Genomic DNA, 11731 nt, shown 5'->3' with positions numbered 1-11731 from the left:
AATTTGCATTAATTCTTCTCTTTCCTCATCTATTATTGCTTTCTCTTTTGAAACAATTAGAGTTACTTATTCCTTGGTTACATGAGCGGGGTTTTGAACTTTGTCTTATGAGGTGCAAGATCTGAGTAAAAAAGGAACAATAATTGCTATCCTGACAACCGGAACGACTTCCAAGCCAGCAAAAAAATATTTGATGATGCTCATATTGCTTGGGCTGAAAATATTAGTGAAAAACAATTCTTAGAACCTGAAATGGACGCAACTGGGTTCGAACCAGTGACCCCGTCGATGTCAACGACGTACTCTAACCAACTGAGCTATGCGTCCTTGGATTTATTAATATAACATAGTCAATCCCAATTTTGAAAGGGAAGAGAAAAAATTCCCCCCCCTAATGCTAAATCAAATCCTTAGAAACGATTGGCATTCGGCTTGTAAACAATAAAGCTAAAGGTTTGACACTGGCGAATGTTGTCGAATCCGGCAATACGGATGTAGCAGTTAGAATACTCCTGACGGCATTCGCGCACTTCATTGAGAACATCCTGAGCGCTCCGAGCATCAAACAAAGGCAATTTCCACAAGGTCCAGTGGTGATCTCCAGGTAAGGGATTTTCTTCAAATTCAATGGCGGGAATACTGCCTTGAGAGATCATATATTCAATCTGCTTGGCAATTTGCTGATCCGTCAAAGGGGGAAGAAAAGACAGAGTTTCGTAACGCTTCTCTTTAGGTAATGTTTTCATGTTTGCTCTTTTGTGAAATTAATAGGGGTGAATGATTAAATACAAATCTTTCAAACGAACTTTTCATTCGTCTCGCGTTTCAGAGTCTTTTGGCTTTTCAGGTAAATCCTCTGAAGCGATCGCACTTGTGGGCTGAACTTGGGTCAAACGCTCGAGAAGCTCGCGACGGCGATCGCCATTAGCCTTTTGAATATTGGTTGTTACCATCTCTGGTAAAAATTCCAACACCGACTCGGCAATATCTTCCCGCACGGTTAAAATTCTCAAAACCAGATCCTTTCGCTCCAGCATTAACCCTTCCAGATATGCTTCCCCATCTTGCATTTTTCCGATGGAGTATTGGTTGAGCCAGATGGCTTGGGCGGGATTGGTTTCTTTTAACTGAGCAACGATCGTCCGCACGGCTTGATAAGTTAAATAACTTTGCAAGGTGCGAGCCGCATCCCGAGCGATTTCTTTTGGATTCATGACACCTACCTGTCCCAACTCGAGGGATCGTAAACAAAAGGAAAGCAGAGAACTGTAAATTTGCTCGCTTTTTTCGGTTTACCTTCCCCCCGAGTCCGGTTGAGTGACTCGCAAAGAGAGTACAAACTGCACTCTCTTTGTTTCTAGATGGTATCCATTGCCTCGAACTCGAAGGTAATTTCTTTCCAAAGTTCGCAAGCAGCAGCCAGTTCTGGACTCCAGCGACAGGCTTCGCGAATAACATCGTTACCTTCACGAGCCAAGCTGCGTCCTTCGTTCCGCGCTTGAACGCAGGCTTCAAGGGCGACGCGGTTTGCTGTTGCACCAGGAGCATTTCCCCAAGGGTGTCCGAGGGTTCCGCCACCAAACTGCAAGCAGGAATCATCGCCGAAGATTTCTACCAAGGCGGGCATATGCCAAACGTGAATCCCACCGGAAGCAACGGGCATAACGCCGCCCATGGAAGCGTAGTCTTGGGTGAAGAAAATACCGCGAGAACGATCTTCTTCAACGTAGTCTTCCCGCATGAGGTCAACAAAGCCCATGGTGATACCGCGTTCGCCTTCCAGTTTACCGACGACGGTACCGGAGTGGAGGTGATCCCCTCCAGAGAGGCGCAGGCACTTAGCCAAAACGCGGAAGTGAATACCGTGGTTGCGTTGACGGTCAATTACCGCGTGCATGGCGCGGTGAATGTGAAGGAGAAGTCCGTTGTCACGGCACCATTTTGATAAGGTGGTGTTGGCGGTGAAACCTCCGGTTAAGAAATCGTGCATGATGATGGGGGTGCCGATTTCTTTTGCGAATTCGGCGCGTTTCATCATTTCTTCGCAGGTTCCGGCGGTGACATTGAGGTAATGTCCTTTAATTTCGTTGGTTTCCGCTTGGGATTTGACGATCGCCTCTTGAACGAAGAGGAAGCGATCGCGCCAGCGCATGAAGGGCTGAGAGTTAATATTTTCGTCGTCTTTGGTGAAGTCCAAACCACCGCGCAGACACTCATAAACTGCACGTCCGTAGTTCTTGGCGGACAAGCCTAATTTGGGTTTAATCGTACAACCCAATAAAGGACGACCGTATTTGTTCAGTTTGTCCCGCTCAACGGTGATGCCGTGGGGAGGTCCTGGGAAGGTTTTGATTAAGGCTACGGGGAAGCGAATATCTTCCAAGCGCAACGCACGCAGTGCTTTGAATCCGAAAACGTTACCAACTAAGGAGGTCAGGACGTTGGTAACGGAACCTTCTTCAAACAAATCCAAAGGATAGGCGACGAAACAAAAATACTGATTGTCTTCTCCAGGAACTGCTTCGACTTCATAGCAGCGACCTTTGTAGCGATCTAAGTCCGTGAGGTTATCTGTCCATACTGTCGTCCAGGTTCCGGTGGAGGATTCCGCCGCAACTGCTGCCCCTGCTTCTTCTGGAGGAACGCCAGGTTGGGGACTCATGCGGAAGCAGGCGAGTAAGTCAGTATCTTTGGGGGTGTAATCCGGCGTGTAGTAGGTTAAGCGGTAATCCTTTACACCTGCTTCAAATTTAGGTTTCGTTTGTACCATGTCTTTAAAATTCCTCCTTATTTATAGAGGCTCGTGTATAAATTCGGGTTAGCACTTGGAGCAGCAATCTTGAAATAGCAATCTCGAAATCTGAGGCGATCGCTTTAGATGGTTTGCTCTAGGGATAATTCCCCCCGATACAAACTCAGCATAATGCAATCGCATCTATCGCTATTTCTACGATAGATTTCAAGATACAAAACATTTCTGAAAAATACTAACAAAAACATTCTCTCTCGATCGCCCGCTCCAAATAAAACTTTTCGGTTAAATCCGATCGGTTTTTGATTTGCGTTCGTTAGGTTTCAGCTTAACATGAAGCGCGATCGTTTTTTTACAAAGAATTTTGTTATTTTTCATTGTTCTTTCTTTTCAAAAGTATAAACTAAATTAATATTTTATTAAAAATAGTTAAAAAACATGAAGATGAGGACAAAGAGAAATTCTTGGTCCCCTTGTCCTCTTTTGAGACTCAAGCCCAATATTTAACATTAATTCAGCATTGACGACAATGAGAAATGCGTCAAAAAAGGAAGAGCGATCGCTATAGCCACAGAATAATATTTCTTAACAAAGACAAGAGAATCTCGAAAGAAAAAATTCAGCCATTACCGATAAGTATTTATACGCTCAAGTTCTCAAAATCTAAGTTCTCAAAACTTCAGCAAACCCAGTGCATCGCTATCAACTATCAACTATCAACTATCAACTACGTTTTAACCCATGGCCTTGAGGAAAGAGCGTTAATAACAATTGATTCACATAGACTTTGCCAAAAACGGGAGTACCGGGTTGTTTTTGGGGACTTTGCGGGGCGGTTTCAACTGTTGTTTCCTCTGCTAAATCTGTTGAGGGAATTTCTGTGATTTCTTCAGGTTCAGAAGCCCAGAGATCCTCCATTTCTGATGTTGGCATATCGGGGGTTGAGAGGCTTGTTTGCCGATCCGAAATCAATTCAACCCGACGAGAGGGATCGCCAAGGACCGAACCTGCGGGAATAACTTGCAAAGCGTCGAGATCGGCATTATAAATGGTCGTCGCGCCTCCAATGCAAGTATTTGCACCAATTTTACTGCGTCCAACGACCAAAACCCCTGCCCCCAGACTCACTCCTGTTTCTAGTTCAATCTTGCCGCCATAGGCATTCAGGATCGTCCCCATACCCACACAGACACCCGCCGCAATTACGATTTGACTGTCGGGGGCGGCTTGTAAAATTGTACCGGGGGCGATCGCAGCACTGGGATGAATCGTCACCTCCCCAACAATACGAACATGAGGAACGTTAACGAGTTGCAAAGGTTGCAAAGACATTTTGGCAGGATGAAAGATGAAGGATGAAAGATAAGGGGGAAATAATGGCTTTGTCCCCCTCGTCTTTCTTAGGGTCTTTGGATAATTTTCTCTAAAACCCGTCGTTTGGCTTGAGTATCAATACCTAATAAACGCACGTATTCTCCGTTATGCTCCCCTAAACAGTCTTGCAAGCGAGAGAATACTTCTCCTTCATATTGAGAATCAATGGGAGAGCAAGGCTGCCAAGATTTAGCACGAAAATGGCGCTTATCGGCGTGTTCCGTGCCAATTTTATAACCTTGTTGCAACAGCGATCGCACTTGGTCTTGGACATCTCCGCTCAAACTACTGTTGCTCACCCGTCCATTACTAGAACTATAACCATTAGAACTGTAACTAGCAGCAGATGAACTGGCAGAACCATTAACCGACCCATTAGAGGAAGGCTTAAACGCAGTATCTCCTGGACGCTGAACGATGGTTTGGGAAACCCGGCGCTTGGCTTGAGGATCGATGCCAATCAAACGGACATACTCTCCCCCAAATTCTGCCAAACAGCCCTCAATTTGGGCTATGATTTGCCCTTCATTGCTGCCCTCAATGCCTTGAGCAGTGAGCCAAGATTTGGTTTTAAAGCGGCGCTTGTCGGCGTGTTCTACTCCGATCTTGCAGCCTTGACGCAGAAGCGATCGCACGGTTTCCACGGCTTCGGGACTGAGACTGCTGCTAGAAATTCCGTTAGCGCTATAAGTAGATGCGGAAGAACTGCCATTTGTTCTGACTTTAGCTTGACCGTTGGGGCGCTGTATGATGGTTTGCGATACCCGTCGTTTGCCTTGGGGATCGATACCGATCAAGCGAACATACTCTCCCGCGTGTTCGCGCAAACAACTTTCTAACTCCGCAAAAACCCCCATCTCTTGGGTAGACTGAATCTGAGGGCAAGTCAGCCAAGATTTAGTTTTAAACCGACGACTATCCGCGTGTTCTGTCCCTAGTTTGCAACCTTGATTCAACAAAGAACGCACCAACTCTTTAATTTCCGCACTTAAAACACCATTACTGCTGCTGTAATGGTTATTGCTGGAGTTTCCCACAGATCGCGGACGCACAACTTTTGCAGTGCGAGTGCGTTGGGGCTTACTGGTGCCATCGGGACGTTGAATAATGGCTTCGAGAACGCGACGTTTAGCTTGAGGATCCACACCGATCAAGCGAACATATTCGCCTTCATGCTCCGCCAATCTTGCCTCTAAGGTTTGTAAGACTTGTCTTTCTTGTCCTTCAATACCCTCGCAAGTTAGCCAAGATTTAGAGCGATAGCGGCGTTTATCGGCGTGTTCTGCACTAATTTTGTAACCTTGTCTCAGGAGCGATCGCACCTGTTCGACTGTTTCCGGACTTAACATAATTTCTGTAAAAGATTGATAATCAACGCCGTCAGGACGGCTATTTCCATTAACACTAGAAGCAGATTTTTGAGATTCATCCCGGATGGGGATGAGGCAACTGGGATCTTCCGCACAGCGATACCCGACCCGCAGCGCCTCATTTACTTCCACGACATGATGGGCAAAAGCGCGATCTTCCTCTTGTACGTCAGGTAGGCGATCGGCCTGCTGCTGATGGGTAATAATGGCTCCCGACGGCACATATTTGCCTGGGGGAATTTCCACATCCTGAATCAGGGCGTGCATCATAATAATGCAGCCATGACCCACGCGAGCATTAAAAACCGTCGAGCGAAAACCGATGAAACACTCATCTCCCACGTAAACCGGCCCGTGAATCAAGGCCATGTGAGTGATACAAGTATTCTGGCCAATCCAGACCGAATAGCTTTTACCATCGTCACCGATCGCCCGCCCTTTCTCCAAGCCGTGAATCACAACGCCATCTTGGATATTGGTATTGTCGCCAATATGAAAGGGAAAGCCTTCATCGGCACGAATGGATGTTCCAGGAGAAACTAAAACATTAGAGCCGATCCGAACATCCCCAATAATATTGGAAAACGAATGCACATAAGCCGTTTTGTCGATGTTTGGCTCTGCTAAGTCTCTCGACCAAGGGGTGGGGGGGGCTGCCCTTTTGCGGACTACCATGATATCTTTCCTCGTTGATGTCACTTGTGTTTAACCTGTCTTCTGCAAAGATATTGCTCGATATGGCAAGCAATACCTCTACCGACTACCACCTAATCGATAGCGAGATTCTCCTTTCTTGCTGTAGAGCAATCCATCTTCTACCGAAACGGTATCGATAATGCCCACAACTAGAGCATCGATAGGGGGTCGCTCGTTTCCCTGCGGATCGGGAGCGATGGCACGACGGCTAACTAATACCCACTCCCCAATTCCCGCACCAACGCTATCGGCAGCAACCTCGTAATGAGGTAACTCGTTGCCTTCGCGATCGATCAATTGCAGCATCAGTAACTTTTTACCCGTCATGCTCGGCAATTTTTGAGTGCTGACTACTGTGCCGCAAACTCGAGCGATTTGCATATTTACCTCAAAATATCGAGATCCGGTGCTTGATCTAGCGTCGCATTGTTGGATTCACGCTTTCTCGGAACTGCTCAACTGCTTCGGTATAACGAATCGGGAGAACGTATTCTAAGTTTTCGTGGGGACGGGCAATAATATGGGTTGAGAGGACTTGTCCGCCGTTGACACGTCCGACGTTTTCTGTCCCGGCGGAAACCGAGGCTTGTACTTCGGAAACATCGCCACGGACGATGACGGTAACGCGCCCAGAACCGATTTTTTCATAACCGACTAGGGTAACGCGAGCAGCTTTCACCATCGCGTCAGCAGCTTCCACTACCGCAGGAAAGCCCAATGTTTCAATCATTCCAACTGCAATTGACATGAATTTCTTAAATACTCCAAAAAAAGTGATTACAAAACAAAGTAAGCCCATTTGCTAACTTGTTAATATGCCCGGAACTGCTCTACCTCTTCGGTGTAGCGAATGGGGAGAACGTATTCCAAGTTTTCGTGGGGACGAGCAATAATATGGGTCGAGAGAACTTGACCGCCATTAACACGCTTGACGTTTTCCACTCCCGCCGCGACGGAGGCTTGTACTTCAGAAACATCGCCACGGACGATGACAGTTACGCGCCCAGAACCGATTTTTTCATAACCGACTAGGGTAACGCGAGCAGCTTTCACCATCGCGTCGGCGGCTTCCACTACTGCGGGAAAGCCCAAGGTTTCAATCATTCCGACTGCAATTGACATTTTTTAAACTCCTACTCGAACAAGCGAAACAACAGATTTAGGCATTTTTTTATTTTTATGTGGACGCAAAGGGAAAATAACAATCAATCGGGGAAATTCCACTACAAGAGTGAGGAATGAAGATTTTTCAACATTCCAAGTTGCTATCTCTACACCGATCAAGACACCGATCAAGACAATGGCTTGAAATTGGATTGAAATTTCGAGATTGAAATTTCGAGATTGAAATTTAATGTCCGATTGAGCCACCCTTGATTCGCCAATTTCCTTTCTTCGTGCCAGACTAACTACACAATTCTGGGAAAATACCTGCTTGGCAAGTCCGGTTCATTTTCCAACTAAAAGATAAGCATAGGAAATCTTGTGTACCTTTGACAATATAAATCTTTATGATTTTTTCAAATCTTTTAGTTAATAAATTGTAATGTATCGAGGGGGTGGCGATCGCGCCTCTCCATTAATCTCTGATTTTTTTTGGGGGGGTCGCAATGTTTTATAATTTCTTTATCTCAGCGTTGGTGGGTCCCTTTTCTGGGGTGGGTGAATCTTGGATCGGGATCGAGACTCGGCTTACCAAGGCAGGGCGATCGCGGGGTAAATGCTCGCGGAGTTGTAAAGAGATGTGAGGAAAAATCTTATCGTTTTATTGGGAGTGCGGGAAGTTTCCAAATTGTCCCCAAAACCTATAAGATAAAGCCTTATAAGATTTTAAAGACCGAGGATAAAATCTATTTTTTATAGTTTTAATGATGACCGATTTTTTCCTAAAAAGTGTTTGGTTTATTCCTTTCTATGGCTTAATTGGTGCTGTTTTAAGTCTCCCTTGGTGCATTGGCATTATTCGGCGAACCGGACCAAAACCGGCAGCCTACATCAATTTATTGATGACATTCATTGCTTTTATTCATAGTTCCATTACCTTTAGCTCGATTTGGGGGCGACCGGCGGAAAAGTTGGTATTTCACTGGCTTAAGGTTGCCGATCTTGATTTATCTTTAACGATTGAACTCTCTCCTGTGAGTTTGGGGGCGTTGGGACTGGTGGGAGGAATCAGTTTGCTGGCGCAACTCTATGCTTTGGGTTACATGGAGAAAGATTGGTCTTTGGCGCGATTTTTCGCACTGATGGGCTTTTTTGAAGCGGCTTTAAGCGGGATTGCTCTGAGCGATTCTCTCTTATTGAGCTACGGTCTATTGGAAATGTTAACCCTTTCGAGTTACTTATTGGTGGGATTTTGGTATGCTCAACCTCTGGTGGTTACGGCGGCACGGGATGCTTTTTTAACGAAGCGGGTGGGGGATATTATCTTATTAATGGGCATTGTTGCTCTCTCAAGCGATGGGGCGGGATTGGATTTCAGCGATTTAGTTTCCTGGGCGCAAACTTCCCCCCTACCTCCTTTAAGTGCGGCTTTACTGGGACTATCTTTAATTGCCGGACCGACGGGAAAATGCGCTCAATTTCCCCTCAATCTTTGGCTGGATGAGGCCATGGAGGGGCCTAACCCGGCGGGTATTATGCGGAATTCTATTGTTGTTTCGGCGGGTGCTTATGTTTTGATTAAGCTACAACCTGTCTTTACTCTTTCTCCTGTGTCTTCAGATGCCCTCATTTTCTTGGGATCGGTGACGGCGATCGGCACTTCTTTGATGGCGATCGCGCAAATCGACATCAAACGCGCTCTTTCCCATTCTACCAGTGCCTATTTAGGATTAGTATTTATTGCGGTGGGACTGGGACAGGTCGATATTGCCTTTTTGTTACTCTTCGTTCATGCGATCGCCAAGGCGTTAATGTTTATGAGTATTGGTGCGGTCATTCTCACCACCAGCAGCCAAAATATTACCGAAATGGGGGGGTTATGGCGTAAAATGCCCGCAACGACGAGCGCCTTTGTGGTTGGCTCTGTAGGAACTTTATCAATCCTACCGTTAGGGATGTTTTGGACGATACAACGTTGGTTTAGTGGTGCCTGGGAAATTCCCCTCTGGTTACTGGGTATTGTTTTATTTGTGAATGTCTTAAATGCGATTAATTTAATTCGCATTTTTCGCCTTGTCTTTTTAGGGAGCGCTCAAGCGAAAACCCGTCGCGCCCCGGAAGTCCCTTGGGCGATGGCTTTACCAATGGTCATTTTAACAGTAATGACTTTGATTGCGCCCCAGATTCCTTTAAATTGGGACCTCTGGTTAAGTCCTACGGTTCCTTTAGATAATGCAAACCTGTTATTTTATCAAAGTACCGTACCGATTTTAGTTGTATCCAGCGCGATCGCCTGCATTATCGGTTTTAAACTAGAACTCCGTCGTGCGTGGTCGAGACCAACGCAAAAATACTTACGCTTCTTGCAGGACTTATTCGCTTACGATTTTTACATCGAGCGAGTCTATGAAATGACAGTAGTAAGTGCAGTTATGCTATCTGCTAAGTTTACCGCTTGGTTCGATCGCTACATTGTCGATGGTACTGTTAACTTGGTCGGTTTAGCCACAATATTTGGTGGGAATACATTGAAATATAATACTTCCGGTCAATCTCAATTTTACCTTTTAACCATTTTTGTCGGCGTTGCTCTCATTTTTTGGCTAGTTTTTAGCGGTCAATGGTCATTTATTGTTGATTATTGGTTATCGATTGTTCCTGGATAACCAATAACAAGTAAAAAGTAATTAGTAAAAAATACAAATGTTAAGTGCTTTAATTTGGATTCCGATCGCTGGTGCAATTCTCATGGGACTACTTCCTGCAAACTGGGAGTCCCGTCGCTGTCGCAAACTTGCTCTGGCGATCGCCTTTATTCCCTTTATTTGGACATTATGGCTGGGAATACAATTCAACACCCTACAAACTCACCTGCAATTTGTTGAATATATTCACTGGATCGATTGGTTGGGATTGAACTATCATCTCGGGGTAGATGGATTATCCTTCCCGCTTATCTTTTTAAATAGCTTTTTAACCGTCATTGCAATTTGGATTAGCGATCGCAGCAAAGAAAGACCTCGATTCTATTATTCAATGATCTTACTCCTGAGTGCAGGAGCAGCCGGAGCATTTCTAGCACAAGATTTATTATTATTCTTCCTCTTCTACGAACTAGAAATCATCCCTCTCTATTTCTTAATTGCCATTTGGGGAGGAGAGAGACGAGGCTATGCAGCCATGAAATTTCTGATTTATACCGCACTTTCAGGAATTTTAGTTTTAGCTTCATTTTTAGGCTTAGTTTGGTTTAGCGGTGCGACTACTTTTGATTATGAACCCTTGCGAAACCAAAACCTTCCCATTGAGCTACAACTCGCTTTACTGGGAATGCTTTTAGTAGGACTTTTCATCAAAATTCCCATTTTCCCCTTTCATACTTGGCTCCCTGATGCTCACGTGGAAGCCTCAACCCCAATTTCTGTATTATTAGCTGGGGTATTGCTGAAATTAGGAACTTATGGATTATTGCGTTTTGGTGTCGGTTTCTTTCTCGATGCCTGGATAATACTGGCACCTTGGTTGGCAATTTTAGCCGCAGTAAGTGCTTTATATGGAGCCTTTACCGCGATCGCGCAAACGGACATGAAAAAGGTCGTTGCTTATTCTTCTATTGCCCACATGGCCTACATTTTATTAGCGGCTGCAGCAACAACCCCGTTAAGTTTAATCGCAGCAGAATTTCAAATGGTCAGTCATGGTTTGATTTCCGCTTTACTCTTTACCCTTGTCGGAGTTGTCTATAAGAAAACCGGAACTCGTGATGTTAAAGTACTTCGAGGCTTATTAAATCCAGAAAGAGGTTTACCTCTAACAGGAAGTTTGCTGATTTTAGGCGTTATGGCAAGTGCAGGAATTCCCGGAATGGTTGGATTTATTGCTGAATTCCTCGTTTTCCGTGGTGCTTTTCCCATTTTTACTATCCCAACCATTCTCTGTATTATTGGCACGGGATTAACAGCAGTTTATTTCTTATTGATGATCAATCGTGTCTTTTTTGGTCGCTTGTCCGAGCAATTTTCTCAAATTCCTCCAGTTGCCTTTCGAGAACATCTTCCCTCACTAGCTTTAACTGCCTTGATTCTTATTTTTGGCATTCAACCTGCTTGGGTTGTCCGTTGGAGTGAGGCTCAAACAACTGCTTTAATTATTAGTCCTGCATTGCAATCAACCATTATTATAGAACAAAAAGAAGGAATAGGCAACAGGCAATTAGGCAACAGGCAATTAGGCAACAGGCAACAGGCAACAGATATCAGCTAATTATCCTTTATCTTTCATTTTTCATCCTTTCGATAACATGGTCAGTACGAAAAGAAAATCTACCCAACATCCATTAGAAGAATATATTCAGCGCTTGGAAACCGGGAAAGCGCTGCTCAAAGATACTCCAGAAAATATTGATGAAGTTGTGGGGATTCTTAAGAGCTATGGC

The 11731-nt window shown here is 45.0% G+C and carries 12 protein-coding genes and 1 tRNA gene; 3 read left to right on the top strand and 10 right to left on the bottom strand.

Translation table 11 applies throughout. The features are described from left to right. Positions 1-253: 253 nt before the first annotated feature. The 10 genes from VB714_RS25575 to VB714_RS25530 all read right to left on the bottom strand — a co-directional run bounded on the left by VB714_RS25575 (position 254) and on the right by VB714_RS25530 (position 7563). Positions 254-327, bottom strand: a tRNA-Val gene (locus tag VB714_RS25575). 83 nt (positions 328-410) lie between these two features. Then, positions 411-746, bottom strand: a complete 336-nt coding sequence (locus VB714_RS25570; protein ID WP_323227937.1) for a ribulose bisphosphate carboxylase small subunit — start codon at positions 744-746, stop codon at positions 411-413. Between the two features lie 63 nt (positions 747-809). After that, positions 810-1214 (bottom strand): chaperonin family protein RbcX, encoded by a 405-nt coding sequence (locus tag VB714_RS25565; RefSeq protein WP_323227935.1) that lies wholly within the window; start codon positions 1212-1214, stop codon positions 810-812. A 143-nt stretch (positions 1215-1357) separates the two neighbouring features. Beyond that, complete coding sequence (locus VB714_RS25560; RefSeq protein WP_204106470.1) at positions 1358-2770, bottom strand: form I ribulose bisphosphate carboxylase large subunit; 1413 nt, start codon at positions 2768-2770, stop codon at positions 1358-1360. A 705-nt stretch (positions 2771-3475) separates the two neighbouring features. Next, a complete protein-coding gene (locus VB714_RS25555; RefSeq protein WP_323227933.1) occupies positions 3476-4084 on the bottom strand; it encodes a hypothetical protein in 609 nt (202 codons plus the stop codon). A 68-nt stretch (positions 4085-4152) separates the two neighbouring features. After that, on the bottom strand, positions 4153-6171 hold the full coding sequence (locus tag VB714_RS25550; protein ID WP_323227932.1) for a ribulose bisphosphate carboxylase small subunit: 2019 nt from the start codon (positions 6169-6171) through the stop codon (positions 4153-4155). A gap of 78 nt (positions 6172-6249) precedes the next feature. After that, positions 6250-6573, bottom strand: coding sequence for a EutN/CcmL family microcompartment protein (locus VB714_RS25545; protein ID WP_204106467.1), 324 nt, complete (start codon positions 6571-6573; stop codon positions 6250-6252). 34 nt (positions 6574-6607) lie between these two features. After that, a complete protein-coding gene (locus tag VB714_RS25540; RefSeq protein WP_204106466.1) occupies positions 6608-6940 on the bottom strand; it encodes a carbon dioxide-concentrating mechanism protein CcmK in 333 nt (110 codons plus the stop codon). 62 nt (positions 6941-7002) lie between these two features. Next, positions 7003-7314, bottom strand: coding sequence for a carbon dioxide-concentrating mechanism protein CcmK (locus tag VB714_RS25535; protein WP_204106465.1), 312 nt, complete (start codon positions 7312-7314; stop codon positions 7003-7005). Between the two features lie 3 nt (positions 7315-7317). Continuing rightward, the gene (locus VB714_RS25530; protein WP_323227930.1) at positions 7318-7563 is read right to left on the bottom strand and encodes a hypothetical protein; all 246 of its coding nucleotides are present in this window, start codon (positions 7561-7563) and stop codon (positions 7318-7320) included. A gap of 500 nt (positions 7564-8063) precedes the next feature. Here VB714_RS25530 and VB714_RS25525 point away from each other — a divergent pair, with 500 nt between their 5' ends. The 3 genes from VB714_RS25525 to VB714_RS25515 all read left to right on the top strand — a co-directional run. Then, the gene (locus VB714_RS25525) at positions 8064-9962 is read left to right on the top strand and encodes an NAD(P)H-quinone oxidoreductase subunit F (RefSeq protein ID WP_416309796.1); all 1899 of its coding nucleotides are present in this window, start codon (positions 8064-8066) and stop codon (positions 9960-9962) included. 37 nt (positions 9963-9999) lie between these two features. Then, positions 10000-11559, top strand: coding sequence for an NADH-quinone oxidoreductase subunit M (locus VB714_RS25520; protein ID WP_323227927.1), 1560 nt, complete (start codon positions 10000-10002; stop codon positions 11557-11559). 37 nt (positions 11560-11596) lie between these two features. Beyond that, a partial coding sequence (locus VB714_RS25515; protein WP_323227939.1) for a CO2 hydration protein occupies positions 11597-11731 on the top strand: 135 nt, incomplete at its 3' end.

The sequence above is a fragment of the Spirulina sp. 06S082 genome (genome assembly GCF_034932145.1).
GTDB lineage: Bacteria > Cyanobacteriota > Cyanobacteriia > Cyanobacteriales > Spirulinaceae > CCY15215.
The sequence above is the reverse complement of the archived record's forward strand: the minus strand, read 5'-3'. Positions and strand labels throughout refer to the sequence as shown.